Here is a 21,686-nt window from a genome sequence, read left to right as displayed (position 1 = left end):
CCCGTGGCTAAAATGGCTTTAATCCAGCGCGAGCTGAAGCGCGACAACCTGGTCGCTAAATACGCGAAAAAACACGCGGAATTCAAGGCAATTGCAGGCGATGTGAAACGCAGCGATGAAGAGCGCGCTGCTGCTCGTCTGGGTTTGCAAAAGCTCCCCCGCAATGCGAACCCGACTCGCCAGCGTAACCGCTGCGCAATCACCGGGCGCCCTCGTGGTACGTTCCAGCATTTTGGTTTGGCGCGTGCAAAAATTCGTGAAATGGCTTTTGCAGGGGAAATTCCCGGCATAGTCAAGGCCAGCTGGTAAGCGGTAGGAGACATAGATATGAGCATGAGTGATCCCATCGCCGACCTGTTGACACGCATCCGCAATGCGCAAATGGTGGCAAAAACTACTGTGAGTGTTCCTTCTTCAAAAGTGAAGGTCGCAATTGCGCAAGTTTTGACGGAAGAAGGTTATATCGATAGCTTCAAGGTTAATGCCAATGACGGCAAACCTGAGCTTGAAATTGTTTTGAAATATTACGCCGGGCGTCCTGTGATTGAGCGTATTGAGCGCGTTAGCCGTCCCGGCTTGCGTGTTTACCGTGGCAGTGATGCCATCCCCCAAGTCCAGAACGGCCTCGGTGTGGCAATAGTCACAACCCCCAAGGGCGTCATGACTGATCGCAAAGCGCGCGCTACCGGTGTCGGTGGTGAAGTGTTGTGCTACGTCGCCTAAAGCGTGACATTGAGGAGAAATAGAAAATGTCCCGTATAGGAAAAATGCCCGTCGCCGTTCCGGCTGGCGTGGATGTGTTGGTCAAGGATGACCAGATCAGTGTCAAAGGCGCTGGTGGAAGTTTATTCTTGACGCAAAACGCGTTGGTCAAAGTGAGCAGCGACGCTGGCGCGCTGAGTTTTCAGCCTGCCAACGACTCTCGCGAAGCAAACGCCATGAGTGGCACCATGCGTCAGCTGGTGAACAACATGGTGGTCGGTGTGACCAAAGGTTTTGAGAAGAAGTTGAATCTTGTTGGTGTGGGTTACAAGGCCCAGGCGCAAGGTGCAAAGCTGAATCTCACTGTGGGATATTCCCACCCGGTCAATAAAGACATGCCAGCTGGCATCACTGTCGCGACCCCGACCCCCACTGAAATCGTGATCAAGGGTGCAGACCGCCAGCGCGTAGGCCAGGTGGCTGCCGAGATTCGTGCGATTCGTCCACCTGAGCCCTACAAAGGCAAGGGTATCCGTTATTCGGACGAAAAAATCACGATCAAAGAAACCAAGAAGAAATAAGGAGCTGCAGCATGTTGACCAAAAAAGAGCAGCGTCTTCGCAGGGCGCGTCAAACCCGGATTCGGATCGCCACTCAAGGTGTTGCCCGTCTGACGGTAAATCGTACAAACCTGCATATTTATGCCAGCGTCATTTCTGGCGACGGCGTCAAGGTATTGGCAAGTGCATCCACGGCAGAAGCCGAAGTGCGCAAAGCGTTGGGCGGTTCGGGTAAAGGCGGCAACGTTGCCGCTGCCCAAGCTATTGGCAAGCGTCTGGCTGAAAAAGCCAAGGCGGTTGGTGTTGAAAAAGTTGCGTTTGATCGTGCAGGCTTTGCGTACCATGGCCGCGTCAAGGCGCTGGCAGATGCAGCACGTGAAGCAGGCTTGCAGTTCTAAGCAGATCGGAAATTAAGATGGCTAAAGTTCAAGCGAAAATGCAGGGTAAGGCCGTAGGGCCTGAAGATGGCCTGCGCGAGAAAATGATTGCGATTAATCGCGTTACCAAAGTTGTCAAAGGGGGGCGAATTCTAGGTTTCGCCGCTTTGACAGTGGTGGGCGATGGTGATGGTAGCGTTGGCATGGGCAAGGGCAAATCAAAAGAAGTCCCTGCGGCCGTGCAAAAGGCGATGGAAGAAGCCCGTCGAAACATGACCAAGATAACGCTCAAGAACGGGTCGATTCATCACAAAGTGATGGGTCAGCACGGTGCCGCTTCTGTCATGATGGCGCCAGCGCCAAAGGGCACGGGCATCATTGCTGGTGGCCCGATGCGTGCCGTCTTTGAGGTTATTGGTATTACCGATATTGTGGCTAAAAGTCATGGTTCGACCAACCCCTACAACATGGTTCGTGCAACGCTTGATGCGCTGTCCCATGACAGGACTCCGTCTGAAGTTGCCGCTAAACGTGGCAAGACGATTGAAGAACTTTTTGTATAGGCAAGCGTCTCAAAATGACAACACAACAAACAATCAAAGTTCAGCTGATTCGTAGCCCGATTGGGTGCCAAGAATCGCATCGAGCCACTGTTCGTGGACTTGGCCTTCGAAAGATTCGCAGCACCAGCGAGTTGGTTGATACGCCTGAAGTCCGTGGGATGATTAACAAGATCAGTTACTTGATCAAAGTGCTCTAAGAGGTTGATGATGGAACTTAATGGCATTAAGCCCGCTGACGGCGCAAAGCATTACAAGCGTCGTGTTGGTCGTGGTATCGGCTCCGGCATTGGAAAAACCGCAGGTCGGGGGCACAAGGGTCAAAAGTCTCGTGCTGGTGGCTATCACAAAGTCGGTTTCGAGGGGGGTCAGATGCCTATGCAGCGTCGGCTACCAAAGCGAGGTTTCAAGTCTCAATTGCTGAAGTTCAATGCCGAGGTGACCTTGAGCGCGTTGGAGCAGCTGGGCGCTAGTGAGGTGGATTTGGTTACCCTGAAGCAAGCTGGCCTGGTGGGAGAGCTGGCTAAGGTCGTAAAAGTAATTATGACGGGCAAAATCAGTAAGGCTGTGAAACTAACTGGTATTGGTGCAACAGCGGCCGCCAAGGTGGCTATTGAAGCTGCCGGCGGAAGTCTCGCGTAAGCTTGTATTTGAAAGAAATTACAAGTGGCAACTAACGCGACACAACTGGCAAAAAATGGCAAATTCGGCGACTTGCGTCGACGGCTTGTCTTTCTGCTGCTTGCCCTGGTCGTGTACCGAGTGGGTGCACATATTCCCGTTCCAGGTATTGACCCAGTTCAGCTAGCGCAGTTCTTCAAGGGTCAGCAGGGCGGGATTCTGGGCATGTTCAACATGTTCTCGGGCGGGGCTTTGTCGCGTTTTACCGTGTTCGCATTGGGGATCATGCCGTATATATCGGCATCGATCATCATGCAGTTGTTGACCTACGTGCTGCCTGCATTCGAGCAATTGAAAAAAGAGGGCGAAGCAGGTCGGCGCAAGATTACGCAGTACACCCGCTACGGCACCCTTGGTCTGGCACTGTTTCAATCCATGGGGATTGCCATTGCGCTTGAAAGCTCGCCGGGGTTGGTAATTGCCCCTGGATTTGGATTTCGCATGACTGCGATCGTGACTTTGACATCAGGTACCTTATTTCTGATGTGGTTAGGCGAACAGATCACAGAGCGGGGTTTGGGTAATGGCATTTCTATACTTATTTTTGGCGGTATAGCAGCCGGTCTGCCGAACGCTATCGGTGGGTTGCTTGAGCTTGTTCGAACAGGGGCGATGAGCATTATTGTTGCCCTCTTCATAGTGATCTTGGTCGCGCTGGTTACCTATTTTGTTGTTTTTGTAGAGCGTGGCCAGAGAAAAATCCTGGTTAACTATGCAAGACGACAGGTCGGTAATAAAGTTTATGGTGGACAGTCGTCACATTTGCCCTTGAAGCTGAATATGGCAGGGGTAATCCCGCCGATTTTCGCTTCGTCTATTATTTTGCTGCCAGCAACTGTGGTGGGTTGGTTTAGCGCCGGTGAGTCCATGCGCTGGTTGAAAGACATTGCAGGATCTCTCACACCAGGGCAGCCTATCTACGTGATGCTTTACGCAGCGGCAATTATATTTTTCTGCTTTTTCTATACGGCACTTGTATTTAACAGCCGTGAAACTGCTGATAATTTGAAAAAGAGTGGCGCATTTATTCCAGGTATTCGGCCGGGTGACCATACCGCCAAATACATTGACAAAATTTTGCTTCGTCTGACTTTTGCTGGCGCTATCTACATCACAATGGTTTGTTTGTTGCCAGAGTTCCTGATCTTGAAGTACAACGTACCGTTCTACTTCGGTGGAACGTCACTTCTGATCATCGTCGTTGTGACTATGGATTTCATGGCACAGGTGCAGAACTACATGATGTCGCAGCAATATGAATCGCTGTTGAAGAAGGCTAATTTCAAGTCTTCATAAGGCGATTGGTAAATATGTCAAAAGACGATGTTATTCAGATGCAGGGAGAGGTGGTCGAAAACCTGCCCAATGCGACTTTTCGTGTGAAGCTTGAAAACGGCCATGTCGTGCTCGGGCATATTTCAGGGAAGATGCGTATGCACTACATTCGTATTTTGCCCGGGGATAAGGTCACTGTTGAGTTGACGCCTTACGATTTGAGTCGGGCAAGAATTGTATTCAGGGCTAAATAGCAGCAGCGATATTTCTGCCGTGCGCCGTGATGTCGAATTATTAAATATTGTTTAAGGAAAACGAAATGAAAGTTTCTGCTTCGGTCAAGAAAATTTGCCGTAACTGCAAGGTAATTCGGCGCAAGGGCGTTGTGCGCGTGATCTGTACCGATCCGCGTCACAAGCAGCGTCAAGGTTAATTACAAGAGTTTTAGAGGACGAAAATGGCACGTATCGCTGGCATCAATATTCCGCCGCAACAGCATTCAGAGATTGGCTTGACTGCCATATTTGGAGTTGGTCGCAACCGCGCTCGCAAAATTTGCGATGCTTGTGGCATCGCTTACTCCAAAAAGGTCAAGGATTTGACCGATTTGGAGCTGGAAAAAATTCGCGACCAGGTGGCGCAATTTACCATTGAGGGTGATTTACGTCGGGAAACAACGATGAACATCAAGCGATTGATGGACATCGGTTGCTACCGAGGTTTCCGTCATCGTCGCGGTTTGCCCATGCGTGGTCAGCGTACACGCACAAACGCCCGCACCCGCAAGGGGCCGCGCAAGGCGGCCCAGTCACTGAAGAAATAACAGGCATTGAAAGATCACCATGGCAAAAGCTCCCGCCAGTAATGCGGCCCAACGTGTTCGTAAGAAAGTTCGTAAGAATGTTGCGGACGGCATCGCACACGTGCATGCTTCGTTTAACAACACCATCATCACTATCACGGATAGGCAAGGTAATGCTTTATCGTGGGCGTCGTCGGGTGGTCAAGGTTTCAAAGGTTCCCGCAAGTCCACGCCATTTGCGGCCCAGGTGGCTTCAGAGGTGGCTGGACGTGCCGCCATTGAGCAGGGTGTCAAGAATCTTGATGTTGAAATCAAGGGTCCTGGGCCCGGTCGCGAATCTTCAGTTCGTGCTCTCGCTGCCCTTGGCATTCGCATCAATATGATTGCTGATGTGACGCCGGTGCCGCATAACGGATGCCGCCCGCAGAAACGTCGTCGTATTTAATTTAGCGTCGTATTTTTTAACCAAGCCCACCGCCACAGGCCCAGCACCAGTGGCTCCCGTGCGTATGTACGGCAGATGACATAAAGGAAGTTCAAGTGGCACGTTATCTCGGCCCCAAGGCCAAATTATCCCGCCGTGAAGGCACTGACCTGTTTTTAAAGAGCGCACGTCGTTCAATTGGAGACAAGGCTAAATTTGACTCTAAACCAGGTCAACACGGGCGCACGTCGGGCGCACGTACATCCGACTTTGGCCTGCAACTTCGTGAGAAGCAAAAGGTCAAGCGTATGTATGGGGTTCTGGAGAAGCAGTTTCGTCGTTATTTCGAAGAGGCCGATCGCCGCAAAGGCAACACGGGGGCTAACCTGTTGTCTCTTTTGGAATCTCGTCTTGACAATGTTGTGTACCGGATGGGCTTTGGCTCAACCCGTGCTGAAGCACGTCAGCTTGTTTCTCACAAAGCCATGACCGTTAACGGAAAAAGTGTCAACATTCCGTCATACATGGTTAAAGCGGGCGATATGATCGCTGTTCGCGACAAGTCGAAGAAGCAGAATCGTATTGTGGAGGCGCTGCAACTGGCTCAGCAGGTCGGTATGCCGGCTTGGGTTGAGATTAACGCTGAAAAAGCTGAAGGCACATTTAAGGCTGTTCCTGATCGCGATCAGTTTGCCGCTGATGTCAACGAATCACTGATTGTTGAGTTGTATTCGCGTTAATAGCGCGGGTCCGCACGAGTTTATTTGAAATTGTTCCTGAGACGTACACAACCGCGTCCCAGGGGCGTCGTCAACCTTACCGGTGTAACGAGCCGGGGGTATTGAGAGGGAGTTCCCATGCAAAATAGTTTATTGAAACCCAAGGCCATCAATGTCGAGCAAATGGGTGGCAATCGCGCCAAAGTTGCTCTTGAGCCCTTTGAACGCGGATATGGTCATACGCTCGGCAATGCATTGCGCCGGGTCTTGCTGGCCTCAATGCCTGGTTATGCCGCCACTGAAGTGACCATTGCCGGCGTCTTGCATGAGTATTCCTCTATTGACGGGGTGCAAGAAGATGTCGTTAATATTTTGTTGAATCTCAAAGGTGTTGTGTTCAAGCTTCACAACCGCGACGAGGTGACTCTGAGCCTGCGCAAAGACGGAGAAGGACTGGTTACGGCCAGTGACATTCAGACTCCCCATGATGTCGAGATCATCAATCCTGATCATGTGATCGCACACTTGTCGCAAGGCGGCAAGCTGGATATGCAAATCAAGGTTGAAAAAGGCCGCGGCTATGTGCCCGGGACGATGCGTCGGCATGGGGATGAGCCCACCAAGTCTATTGGACGTATCATTTTGGATGCCTCCTTTTCTCCCGTAAAGCGCGTCAGTTATACGGTTGAGAGTGCGCGTGTTGAGCAGCGTACGGATCTCGACAAGCTAGTTGTCGATATTGAAACCAATGGTGCTATTTCTGCTGAAGATGCGGTTCGTGCCTCTGCAAAGATTTTGGTTGAGCAATTGGCGGTGTTTGCACAGTTGGAGGGCAGTGAGTTAGCCGCGTTCGATACGCCTTCACCCCGCGGTAGCACGCAGTTTGATCCCATTTTGCTGCGTCCGGTGGATGAGCTTGAGCTCACGGTTCGTTCAGCGAACTGCTTGAAGGCCGAAAATATTTACTATATTGGCGACCTGATTCAACGCACGGAAAACGAGTTGTTGAAGACGCCAAATCTGGGCCGCAAGTCGCTCAATGAAATCAAGGAAGTGCTGGCTTCCCGCGGTCTGACTTTAGGCATGAAGCTTGAAAGTTGGCCTCCAGCCGCTCTCGAAAAGCGTTAATTTTTTGAGGCCTAGAAAGGGTCTCTGTGCCACGGGCAGTACCTGATACGGCTGCCTGTTAAATAACTCAAGGAAAGCACCATGCGTCACGGACACGGACTACGTAAACTTAATCGCACCAGCGAACATCGCTTGGCAATGCTGCGCAACATGATGAACTCGCTCATTGAGCATGAAGTCATCAAAACCACACTTCCCAAGGCCAAAGAGCTGCGTCGTGTTGTTGAGCCGATGATCACATTAGCTAAAGAAGCTACCGTTGCCAACCGTCGTTTGGCTTTTGACCGCCTGCGCGACCGCGACAGCGTCGTCAAATTGTTTAACGACTTGGGCCCCCGCTTCAAGGCCCGTCCCGGTGGCTATACCCGTATTTTGAAAATGGGGTTCCGCGTTGGCGACAATGCTCCCATGGCCTTGGTTGAGTTGGTGGACCGTGCTGAGTTGGCAGAGGCACCTACTGACGAGAAAAGTGAAGATTAATCGAGTACAATAGTCTTTTTATCGCGCGATGGAGCAGCCTGGTAGCTCGTTGGGCTCATAACCCAAAGGTCGTAGGTTCAAATCCTACTCGCGCAACCAATAGATACGGGGCTTTCCCCGTAAGTAAACGCCCACTAACAGTGGGCGTTTTGCTTTTGTGCCCAGATTGTGCCCATTCTGTGCCCGTATGGTGCCCATCACATTTTCAAGCTTCATCGAATTGACCATCGGTGCTGTGCCCAAAGGGGAAATGCGAAAATCACAGTGACCATTGGGTGTCGTCTCAGCAATTTGAAGCACGCACATCCGCCTGTGCGTCATTCAGCCGCGTGCATGCTGCACCCCAAGATTTCGACCGTCGGATTATCGGGCGCAGGACAATGACAATGAGGCTCCCCAAAGCTGACGGACGTGACCGACAGGACCCGACCAGTTGCGGTCATTGGCAAATGACCGCTATCAGGCACTGAGTTGTTAGACTCCAGTGGGGCGGGAGCTTATATCCGAGCGCAAGGTCCGCTGAGCTATAGTTGTGAATAAATAAATCGTCGAATGAAGCGATTTCGTCGTCTAGCTTGGGAATGCCAACATAGGCGCACGGCTACGTCGCGTTAGGCACCAAGAATTCCACACGGAGAGCCCATGGCACAGAAGATCTACTTTGATGAGTCGGGCTTTACTGGCAACAACCTTTTGGCGCCAGACCAGCGGTTCTTCGCCTACGCCTCGGTAGCAACTGACGATGCCGAAGCGAGAATCTTCGTCGACGAACTGATTGCGAAGTACGGAATTCAAGGCGGTGAACTCAAGGGCAGCAAGCTGGTCAAGTTCAACAAAGGTAGAAAGGCGATCGACGAAATACTGCTCAGATTCGGAGATCGAATAAAGATCTCAATTTCCGAAAAGAAGTTTGCTCTAGCATGCAAGTTTCATGAATACATATTTGAACCATGTTATTCGGATGCAAACTCCCTGTTCTACGGAATTGGTTTTCATCGATTCATCGCAAACATTCTTTATCTGGAATTCGTCGCGCGCGGCGCAGGCGCAGAACAGATATTCGCAGAGTTTGAAGAACTGATCAGAAACAAAGACGAGACCAAACTACCGAACATCTTTTCGTCCTCTGCGCATCCGGAAAACTCACCAATATTGACACAAGTTCGAGAGTTCGCGCAGTACCGGTCAGATGATATTCGCCGAGAGCTGGAGTCACTGGGTGATACAGGTGTCGGCAAGTGGGCGCTCGATCTCACAAACTCTGCACTCTTTACGTTGCTGGCTAATTGGGGGACGACGCATCCAGTTCTTACTGCCGTCTGTGATCCTTCAAAACCGTTGCAGCAGAATCAGGGAATATTTAATGCGATGGTTGGCAGAACCGGCGAACAAATCTTCAGCGACTTGATGGGCGAAAGACATCCTATTACGTTCAACTTGTCGGAACCTCTGGTCTTTTCTGACTCCAAGTCCACTCACGGAATTCAGATTGCTGATGCGGTTGCTGCGGCAGCTGTTTATACGTTCTCGGATGCACGAGACGAACACACAGAGAAGTGGCGCCCGTTGATGGGCAAAATTGCTCACTATGGCAGCATCATCCCCGATCACGACGAAGTCAGTCTCAGGGATCGTCGCGTGCAACGAAATGCTCTGGTTCTGCTAGAACTGCATTCGCGTGCGAAGAATGGCCAGAGTCTTATCGATGGGATGGGTGAGTTCATGCAGCTAGTAGGTCGGCGCCTGCTGACACACCCGCTTGGGGCCTAACCCCTCGCCGCTCAAGCGGAGCGCCAACGGCAGGACGCCAGCTCGAGCGTTAACGACTTCTTTGGAGCTGAACGAATGTCGTCTGTGCGTCTAATGCGTCTCTGCTCTAGGCATTGCGAACCTCAAGAGCAAGAATCAGATTCGGCTGAACTTCACAGCCATTGATGCTGCGGACGAGGACAAGAGCGGTGGGATTGTCGTGCAAGTCATGTCGCTTGCTGACGTCAAAAAGATCAACGAGACGATCGCAACCTTTGAGAAGAAAGACGCTGGCGGGAAGTGCTTGAAGGACGGCTACGTGGCGCTCTACATTTTCGGCTTCTGCAAAGCGTCAACAAATGCGGCCGTTCTTAGCTACTGCCAAGTGGTCGATCCCGGCTTCTTTGTCAACAAGCTCATTGACTTCGATGATGAAGAAAAGGTGCAGGTGATCATCGACACGGTCCGTCGTCATGTGGACTATTCTTCGATCCACCCTCATGACGATATTGAGTGTCTTAAGATTGTATTGGGCTACGTGGGTCGCAATGCCGTCAGGCACCGCATGTACTGCGAGGGCAACTTCTTACGAAATTGTCCGCAAGCCTTGGTTGCATGGGTCTTACCCATTGATGGGTTTCGCCATCAATGGGTGGAATCCCGGTATATTTGTCGTCTAGCATGGGAGTGCCAAGATGGGCGCTCGGCTACATCACATTGGGCGTCATAGCAGCGAACAGGAGCATCGATGAATCGCTATCAACAGCTTTCCGCGTTGGCCGCGAAGTACAGCCAACAGTTCTTCGAGCAGCAACGCCTTTGCCGTCGCCGCGCCGTAGCGCTGATTGAGGCTTACGCGGCGTACCTCGAATGCCCCCTTGCCGACATCGAGCAGGTCGAACTCGATGGCAACCTGAGCCCCACAGACAAGAGAGTCCCGATTGACGGAAAGCTGCCGCTTGTAGTCGATCGAGACGGTTACTGGCACTTCTGCTGGCGCATCCACTTCGATGCTGGCGCCAGTCAGTTCTCAGCGCATGAGCATGTGGTGTTCGCCATTCGCATCGACGAGGATCTTCTGAGCATTCGCGAAGATGGAGAGTTCACGGTGAAGGTGAGTGATCTCGCCAGTGCTGAACCATTCTTCAAGCACCTGTTCGAGAAGTCTCTGGTCGGCTTCGGAAAATCCCATGGCGAGCGAACTGCTCGCATCGGATTTATCGGTGAGTAGCGACCAATGACGCCCAACCCCTTCCATCGAGGGGAGCCGTGCGAGCTTTCACGAAGCCCTGGCGTACCGTATGCAATGCCAATACGCTTTGTTGTTCAACGTCTTTGATTGGCACAAAGCGCATATTGGGTCGGGCTACCGCCTCGCAGATTGCCTCGGCATCGGCCGCATCATTCTTGTTGGTCTTGACATAAGGCTTGACGAACTGGGGTGCCATCAATTTGACCGTATGGCCAAAGCCATGCAACTTGCGCGCCCAGTAGTGCGCTCCACCACAGGCTTCCATGCCGATCAAACAAGCTGGCAGGTTGACGAAAAACTCTGCCATCTGGTCACGACGTATGTGTTTCTTCATGACGGGCTTGCCAAGCTCGTTGACTCCGTGCAACTGGAAAACATTCTGGCCAGGTCGATGCCTACAGTTGAGACTTTCATAGTGGTTGCTCCTGTTTGCTGAAGGGGTTGCTAAGCAACTCCACTTTGACACACAACGGTGCCGCCTAAGGCGGGGGCGTTCATCCCATTGGTATCGGGCTGGCATTTCAACAATCTGGCCGTCGGGTAAGGGCACCCAGAAGCCGGCGACGGCAGGCTGGTGTGGAGCAGCCCAATGCAATCGAAGTCCCAGCGACAGGTTTAAGGCGTGGGATTCGAGGTGGCCGTTGGCTCTTGACGACCATGAGCCGACATTGGTGAGTGACGGGTCAGTGGGCTTGCAGCCCTACCAAATCCGAGAGCAGACCGGCCACAAATCGGATACCAGTTTGGCGAGATACATTAGGGCCATTGAGAAAAAAACCTTCTTTGTTCTTATCGAATGATTTCACGACTGAAGCATAGATGGCAACTACTGGCCCGCTTGTGACTGCGAAGCATTACCAAGTTGGCTTTTAAAGCTCACCCAATCTCTAATCATCATTTCAAGACCTGGCAAGAACCAAGTCTTCAAGGAATGCTTTGACAAGCTGATCGGGCCACGATGCGATTTAACTTTTTTTGACAGTTTTGCATAAACCTTCTGCAAAAACGGGAGTTCTTGCAACTTCCACTTTGTGTATTCATGCGGATGGATATATCGTTCTTTAAGTGAACGTTGGACTTTTTCAATCGTGGGAGTTGGAACTCTGCATAATATTTCTACGAAATTATCGGGGGATACAAACGCGAATACGGGGTCTTCTGAAAACCAACTCTCATCGTTGACGCTTCGCACCAAATGTTTTGACCAGAGCTCGGGGTTAGCTTCCAACATCGGCATCCAATCAATAGAGCGTTGACGAACCATGTCCATTCTTGCGGTAGTCTGTTGCTGTCGGTAATATGCAAAAAAATCTTGAAATTCTTTTGTTTCACGACCTGTAAACCCTAAACCGAAAGCAGCCCCATCTCCGCTAAATGACCCCGAACGGTCGCCACTTGAACCAGGGTCAATTTTCTTTTCTGCCGCAGAATCTCTCACCACTTTCTTGGCGATAGCGGCCATCTTTTTTTTCGTTTTTTTAATCAGTCCTTGCGAAGCAAGTGACAGCATTATTGATACAGCATGCAACAACTCGCCTTCTGAAACATAGTCAAGGGCGACTAGCCTGCGATAGACATCAGTTGAGAATGCCTGAAACTCCTCATCGGTCAGCGAATGAAGATACCAAAGTCTCCTCCATGAGGCTGTCGTTTCATTTGCGAGATAGTTGCTGTTGGCCAGAGAATCTTTTGCAGTTGCGTCTGACAAGTTACCTTGTCCAAAAAATTCAGCGTACGCCGAAGCCATCAATGCGAGGACCGGTTCTTGATCCAAGCCATGTCGGTTTAAGGCCAGCTCTTTGAGGCTAAGAGGGGTATCGTCTGAATTTTTTTCCTTGTCATTGAAATACTTAGACCAATCTTGCATTCCCAGATCATTCATATCACTTACGGTCAAAGTACCTGCACGATGTTCGATAGACAGCGTCAAGACGTCATTCAGTAGCCGACGTACAAACTCAATCTTCTGGCCAAGTGTATCTGTTTGTATACAGTCCCAAATATCTGAAAAATCGAAAATTGCCTGCCTGAGTTGACGCAAGTTGTCATACTCGGCCCGATGAAAAACTGCCAATACGTCATCACTACGTTCAGCTAGTATGGCGTGAGCTTTGCGCGAGGAAACCTCCTCCAAGAAATGAGTCAATGCGGCGTTTGCATTGGGTTTTATCTGAAATGTTCGTCCAATCACCTTTTCCTTAATAGCTGCAAAACCTGAATCGCGTGCAATAGATTTGGCTTCCTCATTTGCCAATACAAGAACACGATATCCATCGTGCTCAACAAACTGATTGATGAACCCTAAACAGTCCTCGATTGGCATTGAGCACCGCTCCAGATCGTCAAAGATCAATATAGCGCCTTCGGTGCTCGCCCACTTTTCCAACTCGGGCATTGCGATCTGCAAATTCCCATCGTCCTTGCCATCCCCATCCCAGTCGATTTTGATGGTGCCCTTCAGCAAGCTCTTTGCCAAGGCCAACGTCTTCTGGACTTTTGCATTTCCAAGTATGGGATGAATTTGCGCAAAAAACTGATCTGATATATCCGATGCCTTTGAGACCCCAAATAGGCTCACATACAGTGGCCTTTTCCCTTCAGATCTTAGTTTGTCTTGGTACCGGTCTATAAACCAAGTCTTGCCACTACCCCAAGGCCCCCTCAGCATCACAGCGTATCCAGGAGATACATCGCATAAGCAGTAGCGGTCTAAGAAATGCAGCAGAGCTTGATTGGGGTCGTCGATTTGAAGTTGCACAGCGGAATAGTCCCAAGAAAGTGGTTCGCCAATCGTACATGTGAATGCATTGAGGCGTTGGCTTTCCATGTCACGTCGTTGGGAAGACGTTATATGGTCGCGACGCGAGAACCCTGCGTAACACTGTTTTTTGTAACTGCGACCGTAGAAGGTTGCCAGCAATAGCACCTGAAGTAGCAATTGGAGTCTGAGTAAGGATTTTTGGGCTTGGCAAGGTGCGTCTGGGAATGACGGCTTTCGGATACCGATTTCACAACCCACTAAGGCCGCTTTGGGCACGGTCCTGACAATCAACTATCAAAACTGCGCGTCCGAAACCGGCCACTAAGCCGGCAGCTCTTGCAGCGGGTGATATTGCGGCCACTTCAAAACCCCGCCGTCGGTGCCTGACTTTGTGCCCGCGTGGTAATTCAGATCATGACCAGTAGTTGTCGGAAAACTTTACAGGGAACACTTCCAGTGAGACCCGGCTATCCACGCGCCCATTGATAGTAATCAAGTTTCTGTTAATTTTTTCGCATGGTACATATATTGCGCGGACTAAGAAAATATCTTGTTATTGCCATAGTTCATAAAAAATCAAAGTTCGAATGGAGCAGTCACTGTGAAAAGACTATACGTTCTTGCCATATCACTCGCTCTTGCGGCTTCGGGGAATGCCTCGACAGTCAGCTTCAGCTTTTCCAACGCACTTGCACCCGCTAGTTTTCAGCAGACCAACGACCTTGGCTTGTTTGACACGACCCTTGGCGCCTTAACCGGCGCCCAACTTTTCTGGTCTATCGGTACGGTGTTCTCTGTTACCGGAACCAACAACAGCGACGTATCTGAATCCGCCTCCTACAACCTAGGGACACAAGTTACTTTGAGCAGTTCACTTTCCGCCGTGAATTCGTTCCTGCCGGGCGCGATCACCTCGACCTTGCCAACGACCTATAATTTTGCGGCTCATGAGACGCATACGTTTGGCCCGCTCGGTGGGGCGCAAGGAAACGTGTATGACCTGTCTTCGATTCTTAGTTCGCTGGAGTGGTTCGGCACGGGGTCCGACAACTTCGTCATGACCTGCAATGCAGTCTCCGGCGCATCGGGCAGCGGGAGCAGTAACGTGGGTTTTTCTGGTTCGGCGCAAGCGCAGTGTGGCGCCTCCATCGTCTACACCTACGACGCGGCCGTGACCAGTGTTCCTGAACCAAGCTCTCTTGCCTTGGTTGGCCTTGCATTGGCTTAACGGTGCGCCGTCGCAAGTCCTGATCGCAGATTGTCAGGCGCTGTGTCTAGGGCCTATTGACCTTCTTGCCAGGACACTCATTTGCTGCTGGTGAATGTATATGCCGAGGCCTAGGCAGTGTGCTGACTACTGGCTCGGTGAACAGCCCGAACGACGATAAGAGTGACGTCAGTTCAAGCGCGCTTCATGGGCGGGGTCGCACCTTAGGTCAGGTTGTGCGAGCGCGCCATTTTGAGCAAGACCGAGCGGTCCACGCCAAAGCGGCACAGCGCGTCACACTGCTGCCTCAACTCTCCTGAAGGGAGGTAGCCCAGCCGGAATGAATCGCCACCACCCTGCATTGCGGGGCGCAACATTTGTGCGACCACCTCTTGCTCTCGTGCTTCCGGCGCGACCAGGTAGAAATGGCTCTGCTGGTCCGGGATGGACATGGCCAGGTCCTTCATGCGCAGGATGCCGGAGTAGATGGATGTACTCTGCTCCACTTCGAAGGCACAGACAAGTTGCGTCCCTCCCTTGGAAAACCAAAGCACGTCAATGAGCTCAACGGTCTGCCGCACGTCAACCGGCAGGGCCAGCGCCGGCAGTCTTGGCAGGGTGAGCATCGCAAAGCTATCTCCGCCACAGGTTCGGTTGCGGTCATTGCGGGCTACGAACACGTCGTAGCCAAGCGCCCGGCCGATGCGGATGAGGACGTGCTGGGTCTGGGTGTGCTCCGATGCCTCTTGCGCGTCGTGAAGGGTTTGTTCGTGCCGCTTCTTGGCAACCCTTTGAGCGACTTCCTGGACCTCGTGAAGAACGCTGTCTGCGTTACCGGGAAGCACAATCCGGTTCGAACCGATTTCGAATAACAATCCGGCCAGTGCGCCCAAGTCGTTGGACAGCAGCATGCGGTGCTGCTCATTTGTGCGCAGCATCGCTTCACGCATGGCGAAGTAGCTCTCCCAGCTTCCGAGCTTAAGCTTGGCGCCAAACAACGTGTTGAAACCGTTGACGATGGCCGTGTTGAACGGCGGGACCAGCGTTGGGTGCAGGAAATAGACGATGCTCGCTACTGAGGGCCCCAATCCCTTGATGGCCAGAGCGGCCAACCGGCTCATCTCGGCAAGCACTTGCCCTTCCTGAGTAGCGTTCAGGCAGGCGTTGAGGAACAGACCAAAGGCCTTCTTGTTCACCTCGTTTTCGTAGATGTCAGGGATGCGAAGTTTTGGCTTCCAGTAGAAGGGGTGTGCCGCGCCTTCGAACACCTGTTTTTGCTCGGTGATGGCGGCCAATACGACCTCGAGCGGAGAACCCTTGAAGTCGTTGCCGAAGGTGCCAGCAGATATGGCAGACACGGTGTTCCTGACGCCCAGGCGGATAGAGCGAAAGGCCTTCATCCGTGCTTCGCCCCCGACAAACCATGTGTTGTAGACCGACTCCGAGTCGCTCTTATAGCGGGCAATGAGGGTAGGGAGGTCAGTGATTTGCGCGTCCATAGATGGTTGTAAGCATGAGTTTATAGAGCTGGTCGGTAGCCGCAGACTTGCGCGCCTACCGATTCGAGTGTCCGCTTTTGTTACCGGGTATTGGCCAGGGGCAGCTTACTGGAATCTCATTCAGCAATAAGTCCAACAGCTCGCGCTAGGACCACTGCCTGTTCTCGTTGCTGAACTCCAAGCTTGCCGAAAATGCTTTTTAAGTGCGTTTTCACCGTTTCTGCGGATATGTTCATCGACCGCGCCACTTCTTTGTTGGATTGGCCTGACGCCACCAACATCAGGACGTCGCGCTCGCGCTCAGTGAGCGTCCCGGCAACGCCTGTTTTGTTGGCCTTGTCCGCTTCATTTGCGTCAACGGCCAACAGACGCCGAACGCTGATGGCAAGCTCGGCATTGCAGTGGCTACTGACCAAAAAGCGTGGCAGGAGGGCCTGCAGATCGCCTCCGGCGTCCAGAATGCTGCGGTGTACACCAATGCGCTGCGCTGTCAGTATTACCTCGCGCAGCGTCTCAAAGGCCCCATCACGGTCATCGTCCGCCATATGTGCCAACACCAGTGAAGTACCGGTTTGAATGGCACGCAAGTCGTTGCGCTCCGACTTCGCAAGGTCGAAGAGACGCCTCAGCGCAATGCGGGCCTCACTGGCACGTCGATCCGCCAATGCCACCAACGCATGCCCCCAGTCGCGAAAAACAAGCAAGTCGGTATGCACGCCTGATGGCAAAGTGGCTTTGAGTGCTGCGAGTCGCGCCAAACGAACAGCTGTCGCGTTGGCTTCGTCAAGTCGGTTCTCATCAATGAGCCGCTTCAACCGTTCCATCAGCATGGCGCCTACTAGCCTGTCCCAGCCTCGGTTGTATCCAATAGCCTCTGCATGCCCGATCAGCTCAAAGGCGCGTTCGCATTGTCCTTGGATCCACGCGATTCTGGAAAGAACCAAGTAGGTCTGCATTACGCTCTCAAGAATTGCGGTGTTGTCTGTGAGGGAGACCAACGGGTGTAACAATGCCGCTGCCTCCTCAAGCCGATCGTGCTCGTAGTGCAGCATGGCGAGCAACGGTGCGGCCAGAGCAGCGGACACCGACTGAGTGCCGGCATACATCTCGGCCTGCCGCAAGGCCTCGCGGGCATGGCGCTCGGCCAAGCCCAGACGCCCCTGTTCCATTTCAACATAGCCGAGAATCACTTCGCGATACACGGTGGAAAAGACGTTGCGCCGATCCTCTTCAAAAGAGTAGGGCTCCCAAGGCTGTTCGTAAACACCGGCCCAGTCGCGGCTTACCCAATGTACGTATCGCATGACGTTGGAGACCACGTTGAATGTCCATGCATCACCCTGCACGCCGAGCTCGCACCATGCGCGCGCCAGTTCACCAGCGCGAGCCGAATCGTCTTGCAGCCCCGCGGCCACGGCGTGAACTGCCAAACATTGGGCTTGTGCATCGGCGTGACCTGTGATGAGTGGGTTCGCACGCTCAATCTCCGCCAGTAGTGGCACGGCATCCTCGTAGCGCATGGCCAGAGTCAGCCCCCACGCTACGGCCAGTTGCACGCTTGGCTGCGATCGCAACAGCTCCGCAGGGAACTGGCGGCGCCAACCCACAAGCGTCATTAGATCGCCCGTTTTTACCAATGCCATGCAGCAGTGCACCATCCATTCGATGGCCTGGGTTCCGTCGCCGGCTGCCAAGGCGTGGCGCACAGCATCGGTCCAGGCGGACTGGCGTGCGAACCACTGCGCAGCACGACCGTGCAACTGGAGTTGGTCGATCTTCAGTCGCTGAGTGAGCGGGCCAAGCAAATAGTCGCGTAGCAGTTGGGGGTAGCGCAGCCATCGACCTTCGCTGTCCAGTGGCTCGACCAACTGGTTAACCTGCTCAAGCTGGTCAAGAAGCTCGGCGCTGTCTTCTTGTGCAGTCACGGCATTGCACAAATCCACGTTCAGATGTTCAAGCACAGCTGTTTGGGCCATGAAGCGAACCGTGTCGACTGGAATACTTGCCAGCAGATCTTCAATTAGGTGCGTGAAGGCACGCGACGCGCCGGAAGCACTTGCCTCAAGTACCCCTGCACCACCCGGCCCAAGCGCTGCGATACGCAGGGCCGCAGCCCATCCACCTGTACTTGCATACAACTGGGCAATTTGCGCTGCAGTTGGTGGCTGTGCGCAGGCTGTGCGCAGGAAATGGTCCGTCTCCTTTGCGTCGAAACGCATTGCGTTGGCATCGACATTGAGCCATTCACCATGGGCACGCAGCCGCGACAGCATCAATGGCGGTGCGTCCCGAGAAGTAATCACCAGATGCACGGTCGACGGCACATGCGATACCAAGAAGGCCATAGCGTCGTGAATGGCGGAATCGTGGATCCACTGGTAATCGTCCAGCACCACAAAGACTTCCCCCTGCACTTTTTCGAGGTCGTTCACCAGGAGCGAGACCACGGCACGTGGTGCGGCCAGCACGCTGCCTTGTAATAGTGCCAAGGCGGATTGACCAACGCCTGGTCCAAGACGATCTACCGCATGCGTCAGGCCATGCATGAAACGCACCGGCTCGTCGTCATCCTGCTCCAAACTCAGCCATGCGCAATGGTGACCGCTCGCAAGCCAGTGGGTCGTCCAAGCGGCGGCCAGGGTGGTCTTTCCAAAGCCACCCGGCGCGGTAAGTGTGACCAAGCGTGCGAATGAAGCAGCAGCCCGCACGACGTCCAGACGCGCACGATCTATTGCTCCGCGAGGTGCGCGCAAGGAATTCACCTTGGTGCCCAGCAAAGTGTCGCTTGAATTGATTTCCATAGTCTTGCGCAATCTAGCGCAAAGCTCCAGACGCGCCCATAGGGGTTTCCCTTCTCCCCCAGTCTACCCCCCGATGCCTCCCCCATCGACCACCTATCGAACACCCGCTACGGGGGATGGTCGGAACGCAGCGCGGCACCTAGCATTGAATCGAGCTGCAGATTGAAGCAGCGAAACACGCCGCTACTGCGGCAAATTATCAACAACAGGAGACAGACTATGACCAGCGCGTATGTACCACTCACCCCGCTAGGGGCTGAGCCCGAATTCAATGATATGGCTGCGGCAGTGCAGGCAACCGCCAGGCGCTTTGCACAAGAGGTGATGCGTCCCATTGGCAAGCAACTCGACCGCATGTCGCCAGAACAGGTGATTGCGGCAGATTCGCCCCTATGGGGGGTGTACCAGCAGTTTGCGGCTCTAGGTTTCGGGCTCGATAACTTGTTGGCCATGGAGCCGGCAGATCGGGCCCGCATCATGTGCATTCTGTTCGAGGAGCTTGGTTGGGGTGACTCAGGACTGGCCGTGTCCATCGGTGCCGGCATGATCCCCGCGATGATCAGCACAATGCTGGGCAACACATTCTGCCGGGGCCTGGCCAGCGATGACAAGTTGGGCGTCTGGTTGATCACTGAGCCGGACCATGGCACGGACTCGCTGGACCCTGACCGCAAGATTTTTCACCCACAAGGCAATTACGGTCGCCCAAATTGTGTCGTCACGATCACCGACGACGAACTGGTCATCAGCGGCCAAAAAGCGGCCTGGGTGTCTAACGGCACCATTGGTCAGGTTGGACTGCTGTATGCCGCAGCAGACGCCGGCAACGGTCCAGACACACAGCATGGCGCGGTGGTCATGGTGCCCATGGACACGAAGGGAATTTCACGCGGCAAGCCACTTGACAAGATGGGCCAACGTGCGCTGAACCAGGGTGAAGTGTATTTTGACAATGTGCGTTTGTCCAAAGAGCACTTGCTGGCCGGCCCCGACCAGTACCAAATGGCCACTTATCTGGTGCACACCATGGCAAACGGCCTGATGGGTGCAATTTTCACGGGCTGCGCACGCTCATCGTACGACCTGGCGCTGGCTTATGCGCATGAGCGCAAGGCGGGTGGCGTGCCCATCATCCGTCACCAATCGGTCGCGCAAAGGTTGTTCCACATGTTCCGTAAGGTGGAGGCCGCCTGCGCCTTGACGCGCCGCGTCGTGCACTACAACTTCCAGACGCCGCAACTTGCCTTGCAAGCCGCCATGGCAGCCAAGGTCAACGCGACGCAGACTGCTTTTGAGGTCGCCAGCGAAGCGCTGCAAATGCACGGCGCTAACGGACTGACACGGGATTACCCGGTCGAGAAAATATTGCGTGATGCGCGTGCTTCGCTGATTGAGGACGGCTGCAACGAGATTCTTGCCATCAAGGGTGGCTACTGCCTCACCAACCCCGACCTGCTTTAACCCAAAGCCTTTTCCAACACCAACGACAGGAGATAGAAGATCATGACTACCAATTACCAAGTGGTGCTGTATGGCGCCAGCGGCTACACCGGCAAGCTCACTGCGTGGAAGCTGGCCAAACGCGGCATCCCGTTCATTGCTGCAGGACGTGATGCTGCCCGCCTTGCCGCAGAAATGGAAAAAATTCCTGAACTCAAGGGCCACGACTATAAGTGCGTTAGCGTCAAGCACGACACCGCCTCGCTGATCGAGCTGCTACAGGGCAAGAAAGTAGTTCTAAATATCGTCGGGCCCTTCATGCAATTGGGCCTGCCAGTGGTGCAAGCCGCGCTGGCTGCCGGTTGCCACTATTTCGACACTACGGGTGAAACCGACTGGATCATGCGGCTGAAGAAGGAGTTCGGTGCAGCCTTCGCAGAGAAGGAACTCGCACTGTGTCCGGCCAACTCCTATATGTGGACCGAGGGTACGCTGGCAGCGGAGATTGCGCTGGAAACCCCGGGCATCGACTCGCTGGACCTGTTGTACTACGGCGACTCTGAGGTAAGCGTGGCATCGACCATGTCTTTTCTGCGCATGTGCACCAAGCCGATGTACTACCTTAAAGGCGGTGCGCTCGTGCAGTGGCCTTGGGCCACTGCCTATGACGTCACCGTTCCAGGCATCCACCGAGTGCTCAAGGCGCTGCCTTGGGGTGGTGCTGGAGAGCCTGTGTGGTACGAAGGCGATCCGCGCGTGAAGAACTGTTCGGTGCTGTTTTCATTGGGAAATCAGGAGATATTCATGAGCATCCTCGGGCTGCTACAGCAATTTGAGACGGACCATCGGCACCTTGACGCTGCGGCACAGGAAGAGGTGACCAACGCCATTGGCAAACAAGTGACGCAGGTGGAGCCGCCTCGTGAGTTGCCAGAAGTGCACCGCAACGTCGTGTCCTGCCAGGCGCGTGGCAACACAAAATCGGTCAGTGTCATCCTGCGCGGTAGCTGCGCTTACGCACAGACAGGCGTGTTCGCGGCCGAAGCTGCGATGCGCGTGCTGGCCGGCAAGCACAAGGCTGTGGGATTTGGCTCGGGTTCGGCCATTTTTGGCGCGCGGCAGCTGCTGGCGGTCCAGGCCGAAGAAGGCTATCTCTCCTATGAGATTACGCAACAGTAAAGCGCGTCATATGACGCAGACCTCCTGAGTCGGGTCTGCTTCATCAAACGCGCAAGTTTCACGGCGCAATCGAAGCGCCATCAACAAGGC

General features: G+C 53.5%; 24 protein-coding genes, 1 tRNA gene and 1 pseudogene. 22 read left to right on the top strand and 4 right to left on the bottom strand.

Annotated features, from left to right (window positions below; all coding sequences use genetic code 11):
- Positions 1–3: 3 nt before the first annotated feature.
- The 19 genes from rpsN to RFER_RS21345 all read left to right on the top strand — a co-directional run bounded on the left by rpsN (position 4) and on the right by RFER_RS21345 (position 10,688).
- On the top strand, positions 4–309 hold the full coding sequence (gene rpsN / locus RFER_RS21425; RefSeq protein ID WP_041791105.1) for a 30S ribosomal protein S14: 306 nt from the start codon (positions 4–6) through the stop codon (positions 307–309).
- Between the two features lie 18 nt (positions 310–327).
- A complete protein-coding gene (gene rpsH, locus RFER_RS21420; RefSeq protein ID WP_011466473.1) occupies positions 328–723 on the top strand; it encodes a 30S ribosomal protein S8 in 396 nt (131 codons plus the stop codon).
- A 26-nt stretch (positions 724–749) separates the two neighbouring features.
- Positions 750–1,283, top strand: coding sequence for a 50S ribosomal protein L6 (rplF, locus tag RFER_RS21415; protein ID WP_011466472.1), 534 nt, complete (start codon positions 750–752; stop codon positions 1,281–1,283).
- An 11-nt stretch (positions 1,284–1,294) separates the two neighbouring features.
- Positions 1,295–1,660, top strand: coding sequence for a 50S ribosomal protein L18 (rplR, locus tag RFER_RS21410; protein ID WP_011466471.1), 366 nt, complete (start codon positions 1,295–1,297; stop codon positions 1,658–1,660).
- Positions 1,661–1,677: 17 nt separating this feature from the next.
- Positions 1,678–2,202 (top strand): 30S ribosomal protein S5, encoded by a 525-nt coding sequence (gene rpsE / locus RFER_RS21405; RefSeq protein ID WP_011466470.1) that lies wholly within the window; start codon positions 1,678–1,680, stop codon positions 2,200–2,202.
- A gap of 14 nt (positions 2,203–2,216) precedes the next feature.
- The gene (rpmD, locus tag RFER_RS23660; protein WP_011466469.1) at positions 2,217–2,399 is read left to right on the top strand and encodes a 50S ribosomal protein L30; all 183 of its coding nucleotides are present in this window, start codon (positions 2,217–2,219) and stop codon (positions 2,397–2,399) included.
- 10 nt (positions 2,400–2,409) lie between these two features.
- Positions 2,410–2,841, top strand: coding sequence for a 50S ribosomal protein L15 (rplO, locus tag RFER_RS21400; RefSeq protein WP_011466468.1), 432 nt, complete (start codon positions 2,410–2,412; stop codon positions 2,839–2,841).
- A gap of 24 nt (positions 2,842–2,865) precedes the next feature.
- Entirely contained in the window at positions 2,866–4,176 is a 1,311-nt protein-coding gene (gene secY, locus RFER_RS21395; protein WP_011466467.1) for a preprotein translocase subunit SecY, read from the top strand.
- Positions 4,177–4,190: 14 nt separating this feature from the next.
- Positions 4,191–4,409, top strand: coding sequence for a translation initiation factor IF-1 (gene infA, locus RFER_RS21390; RefSeq protein WP_007869286.1), 219 nt, complete (start codon positions 4,191–4,193; stop codon positions 4,407–4,409).
- Positions 4,410–4,474: 65 nt separating this feature from the next.
- Positions 4,475–4,588, top strand: coding sequence for a 50S ribosomal protein L36 (gene rpmJ / locus RFER_RS23655; RefSeq protein WP_084795560.1), 114 nt, complete (start codon positions 4,475–4,477; stop codon positions 4,586–4,588).
- Between the two features lie 24 nt (positions 4,589–4,612).
- Positions 4,613–4,978 carry a 30S ribosomal protein S13 gene (rpsM, locus tag RFER_RS21385; protein ID WP_011466465.1) on the top strand — a complete coding sequence of 122 codons (366 nt, stop codon included), beginning with the start codon at positions 4,613–4,615 and terminating at the stop codon, positions 4,976–4,978.
- Between the two features lie 19 nt (positions 4,979–4,997).
- The gene (gene rpsK / locus RFER_RS21380) at positions 4,998–5,402 is read left to right on the top strand and encodes a 30S ribosomal protein S11 (protein ID WP_011466464.1); all 405 of its coding nucleotides are present in this window, start codon (positions 4,998–5,000) and stop codon (positions 5,400–5,402) included.
- Positions 5,403–5,497: 95 nt separating this feature from the next.
- On the top strand, positions 5,498–6,121 hold the full coding sequence (gene rpsD / locus RFER_RS21375) for a 30S ribosomal protein S4 (protein WP_011466463.1): 624 nt from the start codon (positions 5,498–5,500) through the stop codon (positions 6,119–6,121).
- Positions 6,122–6,238: 117 nt separating this feature from the next.
- Positions 6,239–7,228, top strand: coding sequence for a DNA-directed RNA polymerase subunit alpha (locus tag RFER_RS21370; protein WP_011466462.1), 990 nt, complete (start codon positions 6,239–6,241; stop codon positions 7,226–7,228).
- Positions 7,229–7,309: 81 nt separating this feature from the next.
- Positions 7,310–7,708, top strand: coding sequence for a 50S ribosomal protein L17 (gene rplQ / locus RFER_RS21365; RefSeq protein ID WP_011466461.1), 399 nt, complete (start codon positions 7,310–7,312; stop codon positions 7,706–7,708).
- A gap of 22 nt (positions 7,709–7,730) precedes the next feature.
- Positions 7,731–7,807, top strand: a tRNA-Met gene (locus tag RFER_RS21360).
- 543 nt (positions 7,808–8,350) lie between these two features.
- On the top strand, positions 8,351–9,478 hold the full coding sequence (locus RFER_RS21355; RefSeq protein WP_011466460.1) for a DUF3800 domain-containing protein: 1,128 nt from the start codon (positions 8,351–8,353) through the stop codon (positions 9,476–9,478).
- Positions 9,479–9,590: 112 nt separating this feature from the next.
- The gene (locus tag RFER_RS21350) at positions 9,591–10,187 is read left to right on the top strand and encodes an SMEK domain-containing protein (protein WP_166485886.1); all 597 of its coding nucleotides are present in this window, start codon (positions 9,591–9,593) and stop codon (positions 10,185–10,187) included.
- Positions 10,188–10,205: 18 nt separating this feature from the next.
- On the top strand, positions 10,206–10,688 hold the full coding sequence (locus RFER_RS21345; RefSeq protein WP_011466458.1) for a hypothetical protein: 483 nt from the start codon (positions 10,206–10,208) through the stop codon (positions 10,686–10,688).
- 34 nt (positions 10,689–10,722) lie between these two features.
- Here RFER_RS21345 and RFER_RS21340 read toward each other — a convergent pair.
- Together RFER_RS21340 and RFER_RS21335 are read right to left on the bottom strand one after the other, a co-directional pair.
- Positions 10,723–11,123: pseudogene (locus tag RFER_RS21340) on the bottom strand (IS110 family transposase); the annotation flags it as partial.
- Positions 11,124–11,535: 412 nt separating this feature from the next.
- On the bottom strand, positions 11,536–13,536 hold the full coding sequence (locus tag RFER_RS21335) for a P-loop NTPase fold protein (RefSeq protein WP_041791095.1): 2,001 nt from the start codon (positions 13,534–13,536) through the stop codon (positions 11,536–11,538).
- A 535-nt stretch (positions 13,537–14,071) separates the two neighbouring features.
- Here RFER_RS21335 and RFER_RS21330 point away from each other — a divergent pair.
- Complete coding sequence (locus tag RFER_RS21330; RefSeq protein WP_011466455.1) at positions 14,072–14,698, top strand: choice-of-anchor E domain-containing protein; 627 nt, start codon at positions 14,072–14,074, stop codon at positions 14,696–14,698.
- Between the two features lie 203 nt (positions 14,699–14,901).
- On the opposite strand, the gene RFER_RS21325 is transcribed toward RFER_RS21330, so the two are convergent.
- Both RFER_RS21325 and RFER_RS21320 read right to left on the bottom strand, forming a co-directional pair.
- Positions 14,902–16,176 carry a hypothetical protein gene (locus RFER_RS21325; protein ID WP_011466454.1) on the bottom strand — a complete coding sequence of 425 codons (1,275 nt, stop codon included), beginning with the start codon at positions 16,174–16,176 and terminating at the stop codon, positions 14,902–14,904.
- A gap of 116 nt (positions 16,177–16,292) precedes the next feature.
- Complete coding sequence (locus RFER_RS21320; RefSeq protein ID WP_011466453.1) at positions 16,293–18,977, bottom strand: LuxR C-terminal-related transcriptional regulator; 2,685 nt, start codon at positions 18,975–18,977, stop codon at positions 16,293–16,295.
- A 219-nt stretch (positions 18,978–19,196) separates the two neighbouring features.
- On the opposite strand from RFER_RS21320, the gene RFER_RS21315 reads away from it, so the two are divergent.
- Both RFER_RS21315 and RFER_RS21310 read left to right on the top strand, forming a co-directional pair.
- Positions 19,197–20,438, top strand: a complete 1,242-nt coding sequence (locus RFER_RS21315; protein ID WP_011466452.1) for an acyl-CoA dehydrogenase family protein — start codon at positions 19,197–19,199, stop codon at positions 20,436–20,438.
- A gap of 42 nt (positions 20,439–20,480) precedes the next feature.
- A complete protein-coding gene (locus RFER_RS21310; RefSeq protein ID WP_011466451.1) occupies positions 20,481–21,596 on the top strand; it encodes a saccharopine dehydrogenase family protein in 1,116 nt (371 codons plus the stop codon).
- Positions 21,597–21,686 lie beyond the last annotated feature (90 nt).

Source organism: Rhodoferax ferrireducens T118 (assembly GCF_000013605.1).
Lineage (GTDB): Bacteria > Pseudomonadota > Gammaproteobacteria > Burkholderiales > Burkholderiaceae_C > Rhodoferax > Rhodoferax ferrireducens.
The sequence above is the reverse complement of the archived record's forward strand: the minus strand, read 5'-3'. Positions and strand labels throughout refer to the sequence as shown.